At 71.3% G+C, this 18,916-nt stretch carries 19 protein-coding genes; 8 read left to right on the top strand and 11 right to left on the bottom strand.

Annotated elements, in window-relative coordinates; translation table 11 throughout:
- Positions 1-88 precede the first annotated feature (88 nt).
- Both AB0M36_RS11680 and AB0M36_RS11675 read left to right on the top strand, forming a co-directional pair.
- Positions 89-874, top strand: a complete 786-nt coding sequence (locus AB0M36_RS11680) for an ABC transporter ATP-binding protein (RefSeq protein WP_364155549.1) — start codon at positions 89-91, stop codon at positions 872-874.
- Positions 874-3,420, top strand: coding sequence for an ABC transporter permease (locus tag AB0M36_RS11675; RefSeq protein WP_364155548.1), 2,547 nt, complete (start codon positions 874-876; stop codon positions 3,418-3,420). The genes AB0M36_RS11680 and AB0M36_RS11675 overlap by 1 nt, the downstream gene beginning before the upstream one ends.
- 201 nt (positions 3,421-3,621) lie before the next feature.
- On the opposite strand, the gene AB0M36_RS11670 is transcribed toward AB0M36_RS11675, so the two are convergent.
- Positions 3,622-4,269 carry an HAD family phosphatase gene (locus AB0M36_RS11670; protein ID WP_364155547.1) on the bottom strand — a complete coding sequence of 216 codons (648 nt, stop codon included), beginning with the start codon at positions 4,267-4,269 and terminating at the stop codon, positions 3,622-3,624.
- Positions 4,270-4,399: 130 nt separating this feature from the next.
- Positions 4,400-5,131: a neutral zinc metallopeptidase gene (locus tag AB0M36_RS11665; protein ID WP_364155545.1), complete on the bottom strand. Its 732-nt coding sequence runs from the start codon at positions 5,129-5,131 to the stop codon at positions 4,400-4,402.
- Positions 5,132-5,221: 90 nt separating this feature from the next.
- Here AB0M36_RS11665 and AB0M36_RS11660 point away from each other — a divergent pair, with 90 nt between their 5' ends.
- Entirely contained in the window at positions 5,222-5,974 is a 753-nt protein-coding gene (locus tag AB0M36_RS11660) for a DUF2071 domain-containing protein (RefSeq protein ID WP_364155543.1), read from the top strand.
- Positions 5,975-6,067: 93 nt separating this feature from the next.
- Here the strand turns inward: AB0M36_RS11660 and AB0M36_RS11655 are convergent, their stop codons facing one another.
- The 3 genes from AB0M36_RS11655 to AB0M36_RS11645 form a co-directional block, all read right to left on the bottom strand.
- Positions 6,068-6,613: a hypothetical protein gene (locus AB0M36_RS11655; protein ID WP_364155542.1), complete on the bottom strand. Its 546-nt coding sequence runs from the start codon at positions 6,611-6,613 to the stop codon at positions 6,068-6,070.
- Between the two features lie 8 nt (positions 6,614-6,621).
- Positions 6,622-7,329, bottom strand: coding sequence for a hypothetical protein (locus AB0M36_RS11650; protein ID WP_364155540.1), 708 nt, complete (start codon positions 7,327-7,329; stop codon positions 6,622-6,624).
- Positions 7,330-7,505: 176 nt separating this feature from the next.
- Positions 7,506-8,522, bottom strand: coding sequence for a CDP-alcohol phosphatidyltransferase family protein (locus AB0M36_RS11645; protein WP_364155538.1), 1,017 nt, complete (start codon positions 8,520-8,522; stop codon positions 7,506-7,508).
- Positions 8,523-8,961: 439 nt separating this feature from the next.
- On the opposite strand from AB0M36_RS11645, the gene hpt reads away from it, so the two are divergent.
- Both hpt and AB0M36_RS11635 read left to right on the top strand, forming a co-directional pair.
- Positions 8,962-9,510: a hypoxanthine phosphoribosyltransferase gene (hpt, locus tag AB0M36_RS11640; RefSeq protein WP_364155536.1), complete on the top strand. Its 549-nt coding sequence runs from the start codon at positions 8,962-8,964 to the stop codon at positions 9,508-9,510.
- 251 nt (positions 9,511-9,761) lie between these two features.
- The gene (locus tag AB0M36_RS11635) at positions 9,762-10,631 is read left to right on the top strand and encodes a PAC2 family protein (protein WP_364155534.1); all 870 of its coding nucleotides are present in this window, start codon (positions 9,762-9,764) and stop codon (positions 10,629-10,631) included.
- A 51-nt stretch (positions 10,632-10,682) separates the two neighbouring features.
- Here AB0M36_RS11635 and AB0M36_RS11630 read toward each other — a convergent pair whose 3' ends face one another.
- Complete coding sequence (locus AB0M36_RS11630; RefSeq protein ID WP_364155532.1) at positions 10,683-11,036, bottom strand: hypothetical protein; 354 nt, start codon at positions 11,034-11,036, stop codon at positions 10,683-10,685.
- Between the two features lie 305 nt (positions 11,037-11,341).
- Between AB0M36_RS11630 and AB0M36_RS11625 the strand changes: the two genes are divergently transcribed.
- Positions 11,342-12,133 carry a GntR family transcriptional regulator gene (locus AB0M36_RS11625; RefSeq protein WP_364155530.1) on the top strand — a complete coding sequence of 264 codons (792 nt, stop codon included), beginning with the start codon at positions 11,342-11,344 and terminating at the stop codon, positions 12,131-12,133.
- 190 nt (positions 12,134-12,323) lie between these two features.
- Here the strand turns inward: AB0M36_RS11625 and mshC are convergent, their stop codons facing one another.
- From mshC to AB0M36_RS11600, 5 genes are all read right to left on the bottom strand, one after another.
- Positions 12,324-13,562 (bottom strand): cysteine--1-D-myo-inosityl 2-amino-2-deoxy-alpha-D-glucopyranoside ligase, encoded by a 1,239-nt coding sequence (mshC, locus tag AB0M36_RS11620; RefSeq protein WP_364155528.1) that lies wholly within the window; start codon positions 13,560-13,562, stop codon positions 12,324-12,326.
- An 82-nt stretch (positions 13,563-13,644) separates the two neighbouring features.
- Entirely contained in the window at positions 13,645-14,439 is a 795-nt protein-coding gene (locus tag AB0M36_RS11615) for an SCO1664 family protein (RefSeq protein ID WP_364155527.1), read from the bottom strand.
- A 17-nt stretch (positions 14,440-14,456) separates the two neighbouring features.
- Positions 14,457-15,053, bottom strand: coding sequence for a DUF3090 domain-containing protein (locus AB0M36_RS11610; protein ID WP_364155525.1), 597 nt, complete (start codon positions 15,051-15,053; stop codon positions 14,457-14,459).
- A gap of 150 nt (positions 15,054-15,203) precedes the next feature.
- Entirely contained in the window at positions 15,204-15,905 is a 702-nt protein-coding gene (locus AB0M36_RS11605) for an MSMEG_4193 family putative phosphomutase (RefSeq protein ID WP_364155523.1), read from the bottom strand.
- Between the two features lie 2 nt (positions 15,906-15,907).
- On the bottom strand, positions 15,908-16,960 hold the full coding sequence (locus AB0M36_RS11600; RefSeq protein ID WP_364155522.1) for an LLM class F420-dependent oxidoreductase: 1,053 nt from the start codon (positions 16,958-16,960) through the stop codon (positions 15,908-15,910).
- A 166-nt stretch (positions 16,961-17,126) separates the two neighbouring features.
- Between AB0M36_RS11600 and AB0M36_RS11595 the strand changes: the two genes are divergently transcribed.
- Together AB0M36_RS11595 and AB0M36_RS11590 are read left to right on the top strand one after the other, a co-directional pair.
- The gene (locus AB0M36_RS11595) at positions 17,127-18,143 is read left to right on the top strand and encodes an aldo/keto reductase (RefSeq protein WP_364155520.1); all 1,017 of its coding nucleotides are present in this window, start codon (positions 17,127-17,129) and stop codon (positions 18,141-18,143) included.
- Between the two features lie 4 nt (positions 18,144-18,147).
- On the top strand, positions 18,148-18,339 hold the full coding sequence (locus AB0M36_RS11590) for a DUF5703 family protein (RefSeq protein WP_364155518.1): 192 nt from the start codon (positions 18,148-18,150) through the stop codon (positions 18,337-18,339).
- The last annotated feature ends 577 nt before the right edge of the window (positions 18,340-18,916 follow it).

Genomic DNA, 18,916 nt, shown 5'->3' with positions numbered 1-18,916 from the left:
CGAGACTAGTTCAGCCGGCCGGGCGACCGGCCCGGTTCCGAGCTTGGCAGCGCCCGGCCGGACCACGACGACAGACGGACCCAGACAGATGGACCCAGGGGGAACAGTGGCAGCGACGAATGCCGAGCGACCGGCGGCGGCACGCGCCGACGAGGTGTGGAAGACCTACGGCTCGGGCGAGGCGCAGGTCGTCGCGCTGCGTGGGGTGAGCGCGGAGTTCGCCCAGGGCCGGTTCACGGCCATCATGGGCCCCTCCGGCAGTGGCAAGTCGACGCTCATGCACTGCCTCGCCGGGCTGGACACGATCGAGCGCGGCACCGTGCACGTCGGCGGGACCGAGATCAGCAAGCTCGGCGACAAGGCGCTGACCCGCCTGCGCCGGGACCGGATCGGGTTCATCTTCCAGCAGTTCAACCTGCTGCCGACGCTGAGCGCGCAGGAGAACATCAGGCTGCCGCTCGACATCGCCGGGCGTAAGCCCGATCCGCAGTGGTGGGACATCGTCATCGACACGGTCGGGCTCCGGGACCGGCTGACGCACCGGCCCAGCCAGCTGTCCGGCGGCCAGCAGCAGCGGGTCGCCTGCGCGCGGGCGCTGATCGGACGCCCGGACGTCATCTTCGCCGACGAGCCGACCGGCAATCTGGACTCCCGCTCGGGCGCCGAGGTGCTGTCGTTCCTGCGGTCCAGCGTCCGCGAACACCACCAGACGATCGTCATGGTGACCCACGACCCGGTCGCGGCGAGCTACGCCGACCGGGTCGTGTTCCTCGCCGACGGGCAGATCGTCGACGAGCTCGCCGAGCCGACCGCCGACCGGGTGCTCGACACGATGAAGCGGCTGGACACGCACGCCGAACCGGTGATGCTCTGATGTTGCGCGCCACCCTCAAGAGCCTGCTGGCGCGAAAGTTGCGGCTGATCCTGTCGGGACTGGCCGTCGTGCTCGGGGTCATGTTCGTGTCCGGGGCGTTCGTCGTCACCGACACGCTGAGCCGGTCCTTCGACGCGGTCTTCGCCAGCGCGTATTCGACCACGGACGTGCGGGTCGCCGCCAAGCCCAAGGTCGAGATCTCCGAGTTCGACGGCGAGCAGGTCGCCGCGCCCCTGCCGGCGAACACCGTTGAGCAGATCAAGACCGTGTCCGGCGTACGGTCGGCCGCCGGTCTCGTGGAGGCCGACGGCGCCCGGGTGATCGGCAGCGACGGCAAGGTCCTGACGTCGGTGGGTCCGCCGCGGATGGGTGTCGCCTGGACCGGTGAGGACGACCTCGTGCGCCTGCGCGAGGGCCGTGGCCCGTCCGCCGCCGACGAGATCGCGGTGAACGTCACGGTGGCCGAGGGCGCCGGGCTCAAGGTGGGCGACCGGGTCGGCGTGCTGACCCTGGCGCCGAGGAAGGACTTCACGCTCGTCGGTGTCTACGGCTACAGCGGCGACCGGGACAGCCTCGGCGGCGTGCAGGAGGTCGCGTTCACCGAACCCGTCGCGCAGAAGCTCATGCTCGGGCGCACCGGGGTCTACAGCTCGGTGCGCGTCGACGCCGCCGACGACGTGACGCCGGAGGTGCTGCGCGACCGGGTCGGTGCCGCGCTCGGCGCCGACTACGTGGTCAAGACCGGCGATCAGCTCGCCGAGGAGACCGCCGCCGCCTTCGAGGAGGGCCTCGGATTCTTCGGGCAGATCCTGCTGGGCTTCGCGGGGGTCGCGCTGTTCGTCGGCGTGTTCCTCATCCTCAACACCTTCTCGATCATCGTGGCGCAGCGCACCCGCGAGCTGGCGTTGATGCGGGCGCTGGGTGCGAGCCGCCGGCAGGTCATCACCTCGGTGCTGGTCGAGGCCGTCGCGATCGGACTGGTGGCGGCGGTGCTCGGTCTCGCCGCCGGGGTCGGGGTCGGCGCGGGCCTCGCGTACCTGTTCGGCAACTTCGCCGGCGGGTTGGAGCTGGCCCCGATCGGCGTGCCCGCCGCCGCCGTGATCAGTGCCTTCGTCGTCGGCGTCCTGGTCACGGTGGTCGCCGCGGTGCTGCCCGCCCTGCGGGCGTCGCGGATCGCACCGGTCGCGGCCATGCAGGACGTCGCCACGCCGGACCGCCCGCTGACGAAGATCAGCGTGGCCGGCGGGGTGGTCACCTCCCTCGGCGCCGCGGCGCTCGGGCTCGGCCTGTTCGGCGACGCCGGCAACGAGCTGTGGCTGATCCTCGGCGGCGTCCTCGTGTCGTTCGTCGGCGTCGCCCTGCTCACTCCGCTGATCAGCCGCCCGGTCGTGGCGCTGCTGGGCCGGTTGTTCTCCTGGTCGCTGCCGGGGCGGCTGGGCCGGCTCAACTCCGGACGCAACCCGCGTCGCACGGCGATCACGGCGGCCGCGCTCATGGTGGGCATCGCGCTGGTCACCGGCGTCACCGTGATCATGGATTCCGCGAAGAGCAGCCTCAAGGCCGAGGCCGCCCGGGTCCTCAAGGCCCAGATCATGATCAGCGGCGACCAGAACGGGCCGCGGCCGCCGACGTACGATCCGGCCGTCGTGGACCGGGCCAAACAAATCCCGGGGGTACGGGCGGCGGCCGGCCTCTGGAACGACCAGGTGCTCATCAACGGCGGCAAGGAGTGGGTGAACGCCACCGACGACCTCGCCGCGCTGGCGCAGACGTACGGTGCCACCGCCACCGGCGGCGCACTGACGACGCTGCGGGACGACCAGATCGCGGTGAGCGTCCCGACGGCCACCGAGCGCGGCTGGCAGGTCGGCACCACCGTGACCGTGCAGGCGTCCCGGGGCCAGGCGCATTCCTACACCGTGGCCGCCACGTACGCCGAGGACGCCCTTCCCGGAAAGATCATGCTGCCGGCGGCGGCCACGAAGGACTTCGGTATCCCGCAGCCGGTCCTCGGGTTCGTGCGCCTCGACGACGGCGTACCCGTCTCGGCGGTCCTGCCGCAGGTCAAGGCGCTGGTGGCGGACAGCCCCGAAGTGTCGGCGACGGACGCGGCCGCGTTCGTGGACCAGCAGGCGGCGACCTTCGACACGCTCATCACGATGATCCAGGTCCTGCTGGCCCTGGCGATCCTCATCGCCGTCCTGGGCGTGGTCAACACCCTGGCGCTGTCGGTCCTGGAACGCACCCGCGAACTGGGCCTGCTGCGCGCGGTCGGCCTGGGCCGGGCGCAGACGATGCGCATGGTCACGGTGGAGGCGGTGGTGATCTCCGTCTTCGGCGCCCTGCTCGGCGTGACGGTCGGCGCCGGTCTGGGCACGGCGGTGACCCGGGCCCTGAAGAGCGACGGCATCACCGAACTGGTCCTGCCCTGGGGCCGGATGGGCACCTACCTCGTCCTGGCCGCCCTGGTCGGCGTGATCGCCGCGGTGCTGCCGGCGATCCGGGCGGCCCGCCTCAACGTCCTGGGCGCCATCGCCCACGACTGAACGCGCGGCGCGCCCGCTCCGTCACCACAGTGGCGGGGCGGCCGTCGCGCCGGCTCCGTCACCGCCCACGGTGAATTGGGAGGCGGGCACACTCCGCCGTCTCCCCATGGGTGAAATGGGCCCCGCGCTCCGCGCGAGAAACACCGGGCGGCGGGCTCGGTCCCGTCGTGGAGGTCGTGAGGCGGGTGCGGCCGATGCGGGTCAGGTCGTGACGCGGCGGAAGAGGCCCGCGAGATAGGCCGGGTCGACGCCGACCAGGGTGTCGCGCAGGTGGACTCCGTCGGTCGGGGGCAGCTCCAGCTCGGCGGGCACCGCGAGCACGGCCGCGCCGGAGGCGACCGCGCTGGCCATGCCGGTGGGCGAGTCCTCGATCGCCACGCACTCGGCGATGGGCACGCCGAGCAGTTCGGCGGCGGTCAGATAGGGCGCCGGGTCGGGCTTCGGCGCCGACACCTCGTCGCCGCAGACGATCGCGTCGAAATTCTCCCGGCCGAGGGTGTCGAGGGCGACCTCGACGAGGCGTCGCCCGGTGGAGGTCACCAGCGCCGTCGGCAGCCCGGCCGCGCGGACGGCGCGCAGCAGCTCCATCGCACCGGGGCGCCAGACCAGGCCGCCGGCGAACAGCTCCTCGACCCGGCGCTCCAGCCAGGCGACATCGGCGGCCTCGTCGCGGTGCGGCTGGTCCAGGTCGTCACGCAGGATCCGCATCGAGACGGCCATGCTGGTGCCGATCATGGCGAGCCGCGCCGGCTCGGACAGCGAGCCGCCGGCGTGCTCGGCCAGAGCGTGCAGAGCGACGTCCCAGACCTTCTCGCTGTCGACCAGCGTGCCGTCCATGTCGAAGAGCACCGCTGCCGGTTGTCGTGATGTCAGGGGAGCCTCCCGCGCCGCGGCCGTCGATCGGTCGCCGCCATTGTCGCCCGCCGACCAACACGGCGGTGGCGCGGCGCGAAAGGGTGTGACCGCGGTGACAGCCCAGCTAGGACAGGTTGCAGGGTTCCAGCGAGCGGTTGTAGCCGTTGCTGAACGCGCGGGTGCGCTGCTTGGGCGTGCCGTGCGCGCCCTCGGCGAACCACGGCTGTCCCGGCTCGTCGCCCACCGCGTCGAGGCCGGCGGCGAGCTCCTCCAGGTCACCGTCGTCCAGCCGCAGCCGGCCGGCCTTCTCCAGATCGCCGATGTACGCCCCCGCCATGCAGTCGGCCTGCAACTCCTGCTCGATCGTGAACTGCTGCTGGATGCGCAGCCGCCGCTGGATGGCATGGGCGTACTCGTGGCCGAGCAGATAGAAGATGAACGCGTCGCCGACGCGCCGGAACGCCGTGAACGCCCAGTCGATGTCATAGGCGATGAAGTCCCCCGCCGAGCAGTAGGCCGCGTTGTTCAGCCCGAGTGCCTGGCCGCCGCAGGCCACCTCGCCCTCTTCGGCGTACGGAATCAGCTCGGCGACCGGCTGGAAGGTCAGGCCGGAGGAGTCGAACTCCTTCGTCCAGTACTCCTCGGCGAGGGCCCGGGCGGCCTCGACGTCGGCCCGGAACTCCTCGACGGTGTCCGTACCGTCGATGTCCGGGCGGTCCGAGGCCGCCGTGATCGGCGTCCGTGCCGGACGCTGCGGCTGACCGGACGGGGTCTGCGGGGCCGCGACGCATCCGAGGGCGACGAGCGCGGCCACGCACAGGGCCGGAATGACAAGGCGGTTGCGCGGCACCGGCATGCGGGGTCCTCCGAGGGGGGCGAGCGACCGGGAGCATCTCCACGATACGGAGGCCCCAGGGCGCTTGGCAGACCCGGCCATGATGAACGGGTGCGGATAGAGGACGTCACACCCGAGACCTCGCGGCCGGTGCGCCGGCCCTGGCTGGTGCAGCGCTGGGAGGATCTGGCGTTCCTGCACTGGGCGGTGCCACCCGCGACCGTCGCGCCGTTCCTGCCGCCCGGGACCGTGCCGGACACCCTCGACGGCGTCACGTACGTGGGCCTCATCGGTTTCCGCATGGTCGGGCTGGGGCTGCTGCGCGGTCCCGGAATCCCTTATCTGGGCACGTTCCTCGAAACCAATGTGCGCCTCTACAGCGTCGACGCCCGGGGGCGGCGGGCGGTGGTGTTCCTGTCGCTGGACGCCGAACGGCTGCTTCCGGTGGTGACGGCGCAGGCGCTGCTGCGGCTGCCGTACAAATGGTCGAGGATGTCGTTGGAGAAGCAGGACGGGGTTCTCCGGTACGCCAGCGGGCGCCGCTGGCCCGGCCCGCGGGGTGCCGCCACGGCGTTCTCCATTCGCGTCGGCGCGCCCCTTGACGAACCGTCGCCGCTGGAGCACTTCCTGACCGCCCGCTGGGGGCTGCACACGCGGGCCTGGGGCCGTACGGTGCATCTGCCGAACGAGCATCCGCGCTGGCCGCTGTTCCGGGCCGAGCCGCTGGAGGTCCGCGATGATCTGATCCAGGCGGCGGGCCTGCCGGCGCTGGCCGGCCCGCCGGCCAGCGTGCTCTATTCGCCCGGCGTGCCGGTCACCTTCGGCGCTCCCGGCGTGGCGGAGTCGTCCCAGAACCGGCGGTAATGCTCCATCCAGGCCGTGGCCTCCCGCAGAGGCTCGGCGCACAGGCTGCTGGAACGGAGACCTTAACCTGGCCGGCAGGCGGATCCAAGGGCCTCACACGCGGCTGGGGATCCGGCGGTGCAGCTCGGCCAGCAGCGTCTCCCGCCCAGGAGACATCAACCCCACGTCGACGAGAAACGCCGGGCCCGCGTCGCGGCGCAGCATCCGGGGACGCCGGCCCCGCCCGGGCAGCTCGGTGACCTCGTTCAGGGACGTCGGAGTGATCACAAGCTCGGTGAACGGCCCCCAACGGCGCAGACCCACGGACGCCACCACGCGCCAGGGCATGTGCACGCCGCGCCGGCCGGTTGCGCCGAATTCCAGTCCCCGCACCGAGCTCTTGAGCCAGCCGAGCCGGCGCCACGCGACCAGCAGGATCACGCCCGCGACGACCGGCGGTCCGATGAGCAGGGACTCCAGCGCCAGCACGAGGTCGCCGACGGACGGTCGCACCCCGAGGACGAAAGCCACCAGCAGGATCAGGACACCGCAGGCGAGCCAGCCCAGGGCGATCACCCACAGCATCGTCACGAAGACCATGGCCCGGGGCTGGAAGAAGGTGGTGGCGTCCTCACCGACCTCCAGTGGATGATCGCGCACACCCAGGATTATTGCGGCCCGGCGACCGGCGCACGCCCGGTCAGCAGATCCGCCACCCGGTAGAGCGAACCCAACAGGTATGGGATCGACTCCGGATCCTTGAGCCGGCCCGGCGTGCAGGTCATCAGGTCGGTGCCGTCCAACGTCCAGGCCGGCGCGGCGCCGTCCACGTGGGCGGCGAGCAGGGCCGGGCTCAACGGGTACGGGGAGGAGCCGGGCTCGCCGACCACCCGGAAGTTCTTGTCGAACTGCTCGTTGCCCAGCGTCGAACCGGCGCCGAACAGCGCCCTGCCCCACTTGGCCAGCGTGCCGCGAGGCTGGACCCCCAGATAGGGCGACGGCCGGTCGAGGTGCACGACGAGGACCGTGAAGTGGTGGGTGGTCGAACGCGTGCCATGTGTCGTGCCACCCTGGCCGTCCGAGGTGCTGGTCGTGGTCGTCTCGGTGTAGGAGTAGTCGGCGACGCTGGCACGCCGACCCCACAGCGGCCCGGTCAGCGCCAGGGTCACGCCCCGGCGGTTGCGGCCCGGCAGGCGCGAGCTCCAGTCGACCGCCGGACGGTCCTGAAGCGTCCAGCCCCGGGCGGACGCCCAGCGGTGCAGCGCCTCGCGGCGCTCCCGCTCGCGCCGGCGACCGGCGACCACGCCGAGGACCACGAGGGCGACCACGGCGGCCAGGCACAGGCCCAGCCCGCCCGGGATCACGAGTGCGTCCATGGCCGGACAGCTTGCCACGCCCCGGCCGCCCGCGGTGCGGCGGCCGGTCACGACGAGGCCGCGGCGGCGGGCAGTGGCCGGTCGGCGGCCGGAGCGGACATACGACACGGCCGCCCGCGGTGGACGCGGGCGGCCGGTGATGACGCGAAGCAGCGGTAGCCGCCGCGGGCGTGGGGTCAGTGGCGGGTGGGCATCGTGCGCAGGGTGACGGTGTCGGTGCCGAACTGCTCCATGTCGTCCACCTGCTCGAGCGGCTCGACGCCGGCCGCGGCGGCGACCGCGTCCGCCTGGGCCTCCGAGGTCACGCCCATCGCGGCCATCTGCCGGGTGTAGCTGCGGGTCGCCGTCCACAGCTTGTAGATCAGCAGCAGCTCGAACGCCGTCAGCAGCACCGCGCTCGCGATGGTGACCGGGATGATCTGGCCGGTCAGCGGGCCGATGATGAAGACGAACATCTGGAACTCGATGCCACTGAACAGGTGCGCGCGGATCCGCTGGCGGACCAGCATGTTGCGCAGGCGCACGAAGGCGCTGAACTTGGTCCGGAAGTCGCCGTACACGTCGACCACGGGCCGCTCCGCACCCGTACCGTCGGTGGCCGTCGTCGCCGTGGTCACCGCACCCACCGGGTGCTCGACGTCGGCCTCCTCGACGAACATCGGCTCGGCCGCGCCCTCGCCCTGAGCCGCCTCCAGGCGGCGACGCATCAGGCTCTTGACCTTGCCCATCTGCAGGGCGTTGAGGTAGCGGAAGCCGTCCAGGAAGATGACCACGCCGGCCATCACCAGGTAGTAGATGTTGTTGGTCTGCGCGTACTGCCCGGCCATGAGGGCGACCGCGCAGACGACCACGCGCAGGCGGTCGAAGACGTAGTCGAGCCACGAGCCGAAGACCGAGCCGGTGCCCTTGAGCCGAGCGATCTTGCCGTCCATGCAGTCCAGCACGAAGCTCAGGTGGAAGACCACCGCTCCGGCCACCAGCCACGGGTAGTCACCGACGAGGAAGCACGCCGCGCACACGATGCCGAGCAGGAAGGCACCCATGGTCAGCAGGTTCGGCGTGATCCACCGCACCGGGGCCACGAGCCAGACCAGCCGCGACGCGAGGGGATCGACGAGCCAGACGGTCCACCAGGCGTCGCGATCCTTGTACGTGCGGGTCCGGATCTCGCTGAGCGGGAACCGCTGTGCCATGCCACAACTCCACCGTGGTGATGAATACCTGAATACTGAGACGCGCGGACCTTACCGGAGAGCGTTTCGCAGCATAAAGGCCAGGCCGAGAACCTAGACAAACGATGTAAAGGTCCGCCTTATGGTCCGGCGGTGGTGAACGCGCGGGCAAAAGTGAGCCGCGCACCCACGCGGAACTGCGGTTCCGCCGCTCGCCGCGCCCGTGGCGAACAGGCCGGGAACAGGCCTTTGAGCCGGCGGTGCCCGCCGACGCTGGACGCCGCACATTCGAGGCCCGTGACAAAGGTCACCGATCTCCGGGACGCGATATCGCGGCCTGCTACGGCGTGTCGACGCACCGGTACGTCAGCCGTCCGGGCGACACGCCTGTTGGCCCAGGGGTTGGGCGCGTGTCAGGATGCCCGCAGGACCGGCCGGCTGCCTTCTGCAGGGAGATCGAGTGGACGCCGAGCACGTGGCGGGCGACCTGGAATCGGTGCTGCTGAGCGAGGACCAGATCCTCCTGCGCGTCGGCGAACTCGCCCGCACGATCGACAAGGACTACGCCGGACGCGACATCGTCCTCGTCGGCGTGCTGGGCGGTGCGGCGACCTTCACCGTCGACCTGGCCCGGGCGTGCGAGAGCCGCATCGAGATCGGCTGGATGGCGATGCGCTCGTACACGACGAGCAAGCGCAGCTCCGGCTCCGTACGCCTGCTCAAAGATCTTGATCTGGACATCGAGGGCCGCGACGTCATCATCGCGGAGACGGTGATCGACACGGGCCTGACGATGTCGTGGCTGATCGCCAGCCTGAACCAGCGCCGACCCGCGTCCCTCGCGGTCTGCGCACTGCTGCGGCGGCCGCACAGCCCCGCGTTCGACGTCGAGACGTACGTGGGCTTCGACGTCGACCCCGGCCTCATCGTGGGCTACGGCCTGGACTACCGCGGCCACTACCGCAACCTGCGCTGCGCCGCCGTCCTGGCACCACACGCCGTCCGGTGAGGCGGTCCCCCGCCAGTTCCGCGCTCGCGGAGCCGTTCCGGCGCTCCTCACGCGACCCCGCGTTCTGATCCGCTTCCGCGACCCCCGCGCCCCGGGCCCCCGCGCCCCGGGCCCCCGCGCCCCGGGCCCCCGCGCCCCCGCGCCCCGGGCCCCCGCGCCCCGGGCCCCGGGCGCCGGCACGGCGCGGCCGCCGAGTGGGATTCGGTGACGCCACGTAGGCTCTGGGTACTGAGGTACGAAAGGTTGGCATCGTGACAGAGTTCGACGGCCTCCCCCTGCTTCGCTCCCCCGTGGCGATCGCCGCCTTCGAAGGGTGGAACGACGCCGCCGACGCGTCGACGGCCGCGGTGGAGCACCTCGAGCAGGTATGGCAGGCCCGCGAGATCACCACCATCGACCCGGAGGAGTTCTACGACTTCCAGGTCAGCAGGCCGACCATCACCATGGCGGAGGGCGAGACCCGCAAGATCGAATGGCCGACCACCCGGTTCAGCGTGGCCAGCCCGCCCGGCACCGAACGTGACGTCGTGCTCATCCGGGGCATCGAACCCAGCATGAAATGGCGCACCTTCTGCGAGCAGATCCTCGAGGTCTGCCACAGCCTGGAGGTCGACCGGATCGTGCTGCTGGGAGCGCTGCTGGCGGACGTGCCGTACACACGGCCCCTGCCGATCAGCGGCACCGCGTCGGAGAAGGCGGTCGCGGAAAAATACAAAGTCGTGCCGACCCGCTACGACGGCCCCACGGGCATCGTCGGCGTGCTCCAGGAGGCCGCCGGGCGCGCACAGCTCGACGCCCTGTCCTTCTGGGTGCACGTCCCCCACTACGCGAACAACCCGCCCTGCCCGAAGGCCACGCTGTCCCTGCTCAGCCGCCTCGAGGACGTCCTCGACCTGCCGGTGCCACTCGCGGACCTCGCCGAAGAGGCCGACGAGTGGGAAAAGCGCGTACGTGCCGCCGCGGAACAGGACGCCGAGCTCGGCGAATACGTCCGCGAGCTGGAGGAACGCGTCGGCGACGAGGGAATCAAGCCGCTGACCGGCGACGAGATCGCCAGCGAGTTCGAGAAGTACCTACGGCGGCGGGGCGGATCCGCCGGACCGACCGCCGGATCCTGGTAGACCGTGTCCGCTGTGGCCCCTGCTCTCGCGGGGCCACAGCGGTCCAGGCCGTCAGCGCCAGAACGTGGCGACCGCGGCGTTGATCAAGGTCATGGCGACGATCCCGATGAAATGACCCCGCGCGACATCCTCGCGCTTACGCCGCCACGGGACGAACACCATCACGAAAATCAGGATCGCGATGACCAGCTTCACCGCGAGCTTGGCCGGGCTGGGCTCCGCGTCGCCGCCACCGCGCAGCGGGGCGGACAGGGCAAGGCCGGTCAGCACCTGAATGACCGCACCCCACAGCATGGCCGGGTTGATCCGCAGCTTGCCCGAGACAAACTGGACGATCGCACCACCGAGCAGCAGGGCGAAGCCGACGAGGTGCGCATAGCGCAGGATCAACCGCAGAGCCTCCATGGCGAGACAGCCTAGTGGTCGCCCGGAGTGGCAACGCCCGGCAGGTGCCCAGTTGACCGATGCCCTGGTGGCGGCAGGTGTTCCGTCCAGGCCGTCTCGTGTTCCGTCCAGGCCGTCTCGTGTTCCGTCCAGGCCGTCTCGTGTTCCGTCCAGGTTGTCTCGCGCGGACCGGGCTGTCTCCCGCGAACCAGGCTGGGTTGTCCCCGCGGGAACGCGCGAACCGTGTCGCAGCGTCCGGCGTGTCGATGCCGGCCCGCGCACACCGCGTAGCGCATCCTAGGAACCTAGGGTCTGGAGGTCGGAGCATGACGATCAATCCCGGCGCCGCCGAGTTTCCGCATCGGCAGATCGCCGCCCAGCTGAAAGAGCGCATCCGGCGCGGCGACTGGCAGCCCGGCGAGCGGCTGCCGTCGATCCCCGCCATGGCCGAGATGTTCGGCGTCGCCAAACAGACGGTGCAACGGACGGTCGACCAGCTGCGGGTCGAGGGCGTGCTGATCACCAAACCCGGCTCCGGCACGTACGTCCGCGGCACCCGGCGCCGCCTCAACCGGCTCTCCCGCGGCCGCTACGGCGCACATCGCGGCTACCACGCCGACCTCGCCGCCCGGTACCGCCAGCAGCTCACCCGCGTCGGCCGCGAGGCCGCCCCGCCGGAGGTCGCCGACGCCTTCGGCGTCCGGGACGGCACCGAGATGCTGGTACGGCGCCACGTCGTCCGGGCCGAGGACGCGACCGTCGAGGTCGGCGCCTCCTGGTTCCGGGTGACCGACGCGACCGGCACCTCCCTGGAACGCGCGGAGGCCTTCGGGCGCCCGCTCTACCAGGAGGCCGAGGAGGCGATCGGCCGCCGGTACGCCTCGGCGACGGACACGATCAGCGCGCGCCAGCCGAGCCGGGAGGAGGCGGAGATCCTGCAGATCCGGCCCGACACTCCGGTGCTGCACCTGGTGCACGTGGCCTTCGACGAGACACGCAAGCCGATCGAGGTGGCGCAGGCAACCTGGCCCGGCCCGATGACGACGCTTACCGAGGAGTACCGAATCCCGGCGCCCGTCCCGGACCCGGACCCGGATCCCGGCCTCAGCCTCGCGTAGAGCACCGCGGCACCCGCGCGAGCGCGAAAGCCCGCCGCACGGCCACGCAAGCCCGCCGCACGACCGCACAGGCCGGACTCGCACCGCACGACCACGCGGGCCCGCCGCACCGCCGCGAAAGCCCGACTCATCGCCCAACCGCGAAGGCCCGACCCAGGCCCCACCCGGCCACGCAACCGCGAAAGCGCGGCTACAGACGAACCCCAAGCAACGCGTCGACCGTCTTCGCCATGAGTGCCGGCGCACCCGGGTCGTCGCCGGTGCCCGACAGGGCCGCCTCGGCCCACGCGTCGACCAATGCCAGCGCCGCCGGGGTGTCGAGGTCGTTGTGGAGGGCTTCGCGGACCGATGCGAGCAGGCCGTCGCCCGACGGGCCGGACGACGCGGCCGCCGCCATGCGCCAGCGGGACAGGCGGAACTGGCCGAGCTTGAGGACGTCGTCGGTCCACTGGCGGTTGGTGCGGTAGTGGTCGGCCATGAGGCCGAGGCGCACCGCCATGGGGTCGACGCCGTCGCCGCGGAGGCGGGACACGAAGACGAGGTTGCCCTTGGACTTGGACATCTTCTCGCCGTGGAGGCCGATCATGCCCGCGTGGACGTAATGCGCGGCGAACGGGGCCGCGCCGGTGAGGCGCTCGGCGTGGGCCGCGGAGCATTCGTGGTGGGGGTAGAGCAGGTCGTTGCCGCCGCCCTGGACGTCGATGGTGGTGCCGAGCAGACCGAGGGCGATGGTGGCGCATTCGATGTGCCAGCCGGGCCGGCCCGGACCGAGATCGCCGCCGTCCCAGGCCGGCTCGCCGTCGCGGGCGCCGCGCCACAGCAGCGGGTCGAGGGGGTCGCGCTTGCCGGGGCGTTCCGGGTCGCCGCCGCGCTCGGCGGACAGCTTGAGCATCTCGTCGCGCGACAGGTGGGACTCGTAGCCGAAGGACGGCGCCGCCTCGACGGCGAAGTAGACGTCGCCGGTGCCGTCGTCGAGCGTGTACGCCGCACCGCCGGCGACCAGCTCCCGCACGTGCTCGGCGATCGCCGGGATGGACTCCACCGCGCCGACGTAGTGGGCGGGCGGGATGATCCGCAGCGCCTCCATGTCCTCGCGGAACAGGGCGGTCTCGCGCATCGCCAGCACGATCCAGTCTTCGCCGTCGCGGGTGGCGCGCTCGAGCAGCGGATCGTCGATGTCGGTGACGTTCTGCACGTAGCGCACGTCGAGGCCGGCGTCGCGCCAACCGCGCTGGATCAGGTCGAATGTGATCATCGTGGCGGCGTGACCCAGGTGCGTGGCGTCATAGGGCGTGATGCCGCAGACATACATCGTGGCCGTGTCGCCCGGTGTGGTGGGGGCGATCTCCTGGCGGGCCGAGTCGAACAGGGCCGGCGGAGCGGCTTCTCCCGGCAGGGTCGGCACGTCGTGCCCGGTCCAAGCGTCCATGGTCAAAAGCCTATCGAGCGCCCCCGACACTTCCGCACAGGCGTGAGTAAAGACTCAGCGCCTCAAACGGGCGAGGGAGCGCTCAGATCGGCGGCCACGGCACGGCCGGCCACTCCTGCGGCGGCGTCGGAAACCGTCCCGACCGCACCAGCCTGCGAACCCGCAACCGCGTGTGCTGCACCTCGGAGACCGTCAAATGCTCCTCGAGCCGCTCCCCCAGCTCCGCGTCGAGCTCATCGCCCAGTCGTCGCAGCACCTCGAGGGACTCCGGCGGGACCGGCTGGCCGGTCCAGCCCCACAGCACCGTGCGCAGTTTGTTCTCCACGTGGAAGGACACTCCGTGGTCGACGCCGTGGACGCCGCCGTCGGCGGCGTAGAGGACGTGACCGCCTTTACGGTCAGCGTTGTTGATCACCGCGTCGAGCAGGGCCAGGCGGGACAGGCGGGGGTCGTCGGCGTGGGCCAGCGCGTACGCGTCGCCGTCCTCGTCGCGGGCCGCGGCGACCGGGAACCAGCCCTGCGGCACGTCATACGCCGGGACGAAGCCGATCAGCGCCTCCGCGTCCGCCGGCTCGTCGATCCAGAGCTGGCAGGCGCCGGTGCCGAGCGGCCCGTCGCGCAGGATCGTGGGCGGCACGAGTCCCCAGCCGGTGGCCTGGGAGACCAGGAACGCCGCCACCTCACGGCCGGCGAGGGTGCCGTCCGGAAAATCCCACAGCGGACGCTCGCCCTGCACCGGCTTGTAGACACAGCGGCGGGTGAGACCGTCGAGGGTGATCTCGGCCCGCAGCGTCGTGTTGGAGGCGTCGACCAGCCGGCCCTCCACCTCCATGGTTCCTCGGGTAAGCAGCTCGAGGGCGTCCTGGACGGCGAGCACGGATGTGGACTCCGTCGTCACCGGTGATAGCCGTTGTGCCGGGGGCAGAGATGGCCCGCCGGGTCGAGCGGCTGGCCGCAGAGCGGGCACGGCGGCCGGCCGGCGGCGACGACACGCCGGGCGCGGTCGATGAACGCCCGGGTCGCCTCGGGGGTGAGGCGCACGCGCAGGCGGTCGAGGTCGTCGTCGGGCTCGTCGTCGTCATCGTCGTCGTCGAGCGGTGCCTCGTCGTCCTCGTCACCGCTGAGCTCGGCCTCCGCGTCGCCCTCGCCGGCCTCGATCGCCTCGATGACGACGGTGGTGGTGTCGACGTCGAAGGCGAGGCCGAGGGTGCCGACGCGGAATTCCTCGTCGACCGGGGTGTCGAGGGGCTCGTTGTCGTTGGCCGACAGCGGCGACGTCTCGGGCAGCTCCACGCCGAAGCGCCGGCTGGCCTCGGTCAGCAGCTCTTCGAGTTTCTCGGCGAGCAGCGTCACCTGGACCTTCTCCAGGGCCACGCTGACCACCCGACCGCCGCCACGGGCCTGAAGGAAGAATGTCCGGTCGCCCGGCTCGCCCACCGTCCCGGCGACGAACCGCTCCGGCGGCTCGAAGGCATGCACCTGGTGGGTCATGACAACGACCCTATCCGTCCGCGCGCGCGAGCGCGCAGCGCACCGGGCCGGTTCGCCGAGGGCGCAACGCGAGCATCTCCGGCGGTGACAGGCCGATCACGCTGGGTGCCTAACCCCGGACGACGGCGCCCCGTCGATCACGCCGGGTGCTCAGACTCCCCCGCCGGCACCCCCGCCCACAGCGGCGTCGGACTGCGCCGCCGGATCCACCGGCTGGCCGTCCGCGCGCTGGGGAGGCACCAGCCCGGCCAGGTCCGCGGTGTCGTTGAGCCGCACCAGGAACGGTCGGGTAGCCGTGTAGCGGATCACGCTCAGCGACGCCGGATCCGCCACGATGCGCTGGAACTCGTCCAGATGCAGCCCCATCGCATCGGCCACGATCGCCTTGATCACATCACCGTGACTACAGGCGAGCCAAAGCGCGTCAGGGCCGTGCTCGGCGGTCACCCGGGCGTCCCAGCGCCGGACCGCCGCCACCGCGCGCGCCGACATGGCCGCCATCGCCTCGCCCCGGGGAAACACGACGGCGCTCGGGTGCTGCTGCACCACCGGCCAGAGCGGCTCCTTGGCCAGCTCCGTCAGCGGCCGGCCCTCCCAGTCGCCGTACCCGCACTCGATGAACCCGTCGTCGACCTCGGCAACCGCGTCGGGCAGAGCCAGCTCCAGGGTCTGCCGGCAGCGGATCAGCGGACTGGTCACCACCGCGGCGAGCGGCAGCTTGCGCAGCCGCTCCCCGACCCGTACGGCCTGCTCACGGCCGGCGTCGTCGAGCTCGACCGGCAGCCGGCCGGCGAGCCCGCCCGCCGCGTTCGCGGTGGTACGCCCATGGCGCAGAAGCAGGACGGTGGCCACGGCTACCCGGCCACGCCGGACGCCTCGAAAGCCTCGGCGAGCACCCGCAGATTCTCGATAGCGCTCTCCCGATCGGGCACGAACGGGCTGACCGAGAGCGTGGTCACGCCCGCCGCGGCGTACTCACGAATGCGCTCTGTGATCCGCTCTTTCGGGCCGATCAGAGACGTACGCTCGATGAACTCCTGCGGCACGGCCTCGGCCGCCTCACGGTGATTGCCGGCCAGATAGAGATCCTGAACCGTCCTGGCCTCATCCGCGTAGCCCATCCGCACGGCCAGCTTGTTGTAGAAATTCTGCTCACGGCTGCCCATGCCACCGACATAGAGCGCCGCATAGAAGCGGATCACATCGGCACACGAGGCCACATCGTCGCCGATCATGACGGGCACGCTGGCGCAGACGTCGAAGCCCTCGAGCCCCGCACCGACCTTCTCGCGCCCGCGCCGGATGTGCTGCAGGCTCTCCTCCGCGGCGTCAGGAGCGAAGAAAATCGCCAGCCAGCCGTCGGAGATCTCGCCGGCCAACTCCAGGTTCCTGGGACCCACGGCCGCGAGATAGATGGGTACGGCCTTACGAGGCGGATGAAAACCCAGCCGCAACGCCTTCCCGGCACCGTCGGGCAGCGGGAGTTGGTAGTGCTCGCCGTCATAGGCGACGGGCTTACGCGCGATGGCGAGCTTGACGATATCGACGTACTCGCGGGTGCGAGCCAACGGCTTGGCGAACCGCACGCCATGCCAGCCCTCGGAAACCTGCGGGCCGGAAACGCCCAGGCCGAGCCGGAACCGGCCGCCGGAAAGCGAGTCGATCGTCGCGGCGGTCATCGCGGTCATCGCCGGCGTACGAGCCGGAATCTGCATGACCGCGGCACCGAGCTCGATCCGCTCGGTCTGCCCGGCGATCCACGCCAGCATGCTGGGCGAATCCGAGCCGTAAGCCTCCGCCGTCCACACCACCGAATAGCCGAGCCGGTCGGCCTCCTGAGCCATCGCCAGATGATCGGCGGGTGTGGTCCACGAGGTCTGGTAGCCGAGGTTCAGTCCGAGCCGCACGGATCCTCCCGTTCCTGCTGCCGGAGCACCGATACTCCGCGGTAGCCAGCCTAGGCGAACACACTCAGTGATCTTCGCCAGACTTGGTCGCTTACCCGACGCAAACCGAGCCCGCTGACCTGCCACAGACGTTTCGCCGACGGTCCAGCCTGAATAAGGTTCATGCATGCAACAACGACCGCTCGGCCGAAGCGGGCTGGCGGTCTCCCGGCTCGCCCTCGGCACCATGACCTGGGGACGCGACACCGACCCCGACGACGCCGCCGCCCAACTCAAGCTCTACCTGGACGCGGGCGGCACCCTGATCGACACCGCCGATGTGTACGGCGACGGCGACGCCGAAACGGTGATCGGCTCACTGCTCGGCGCCCTCGTGCCCCGCGACCAGGTGCTGATCGCCACCAAGGCCGGACTCGGCCACACGCCCCACCGCCGCCGCGACAGCTCCCGCGGACACCTGCTCCGCACCCTCGACGCGTCGCTACGCCGCCTCGGCACCGACTATGTGGACCTGTGGCAACTACACGGCTACGACCCGCACACCCCGCTCGAGGAAACCCTCGCCGCACTCGACCACGCGGTACACACCGGCCGGGTCCGCTACGTCGGCGTATCAAACCTCGCCGGATGGCAGACCGCCCAAGTCGCCACCTGGCAACGGGCATTCCCCGGCCGCACCCCCATCGTGGCGACCCAGGTCGAATACTCACTCCTCGAACGCGGCATCGAACGCGAAGTCCTACCCGCCGCGGCAGCCCTCGGCATCGGCGTACTCCCCTGGTCACCCCTCGGCCGCGGCGTCCTCACCGGCAAATACCGCAACGGCCGGCCCCTCGACTCCCGCGCCGCCACCGAACACCTGGCACCATTCGTACGGACCTACCTCGAACCCCGCAGCTCCAGCATCGTCGAAGCCGTAGTGACCGCCGCCTCCGGACTCGGCGTCGAACCCCTCGAAGTAGCCCTCGCCTGGATCCGCGACCGACCCGGCGTAGCCGCACCCATCCTCGGCGCCCGCACCGCCGGCCAACTCCAAGGCGCGCTGCTCAGCGAACAACTCACCCTGCCCGCCGAAATCGCCGCGGCCCTCGACGACGTCTCCGCCGTACCGATCGGCTACCCAGAACGCGAGGGACTGACCGGCCCGGGGACTGGTGGCACACCCGGCGCTGAAGCATATTAGGACCATGGACTACGAGTACGCGCCGCTCCGGTTGCCGTCGAACGTCGATCGCCTAGCCGCCACGGCGCAACTGGCCATCACAGCGGAATTCTCCGGATGGGAGCTGGCACGAGTCCAGCTCTTCCGAGACGGAACCCGGCAGGTGATGCTCCGCCGCAAGGTCGGAACATCTTCCCAGCCGGGTCTCTTCTTATAGGAGCCCATGCGGGTCAAGCCCCCCGTGGGGTCAATCCCCCCGTGGGGTCAAGCCCCCCGTGGGGTCAGGCCCCCGTGGGTCAAGCCCCCCGTGGGGTCAGGCCCCCGTGGGTCAAGGCCCCCGTGGCCCAAGCCCCCCGTGGCCCAAGCCCCCCGTGGCCCAAGCCCCCCGTGGCCCAAGCCCCCCGTGGCCCAAGCCCCCCGTGGCCCAAGCCCCCCGTGGCCCAAGCCCCCCGTGGGTTGCGGTGGTTGCATGCGGCTGCTGAGCTGCTGGCCTCCGCTTCGCTACGGCGGCACTGCGCCCAAAGGCAGGTCGGTGTCGAGGACACCAAAACAGACCACGGCAAAGGACGCCTTGTCTGTTTTGGCGCCCTCGACACCGACGGGCGCAGTGCGACTTTGGTTGCGGTTAGACCAGGTTTGGGTTGAGGCCGTTATCAGGTGATTGGGCCGTCACGGCCGAGAAGGACGTGGCCCGACAGGGACGTGGCCCGACAGGGACGTGGCCCGACAGGGACGTGGCCCGACAGGGACGTGGCCCGACAGGGACGTGGCCCGACAGGGACGTGGCCCGACAG

The sequence above is a fragment of the Actinoplanes sp. NPDC051346 genome (assembly GCF_040682215.1).
Classification (GTDB): domain Bacteria; phylum Actinomycetota; class Actinomycetes; order Mycobacteriales; family Micromonosporaceae; genus Actinoplanes.
The sequence above is the reverse complement of the archived record's forward strand: the minus strand, read 5'-3'. Positions and strand labels throughout refer to the sequence as shown.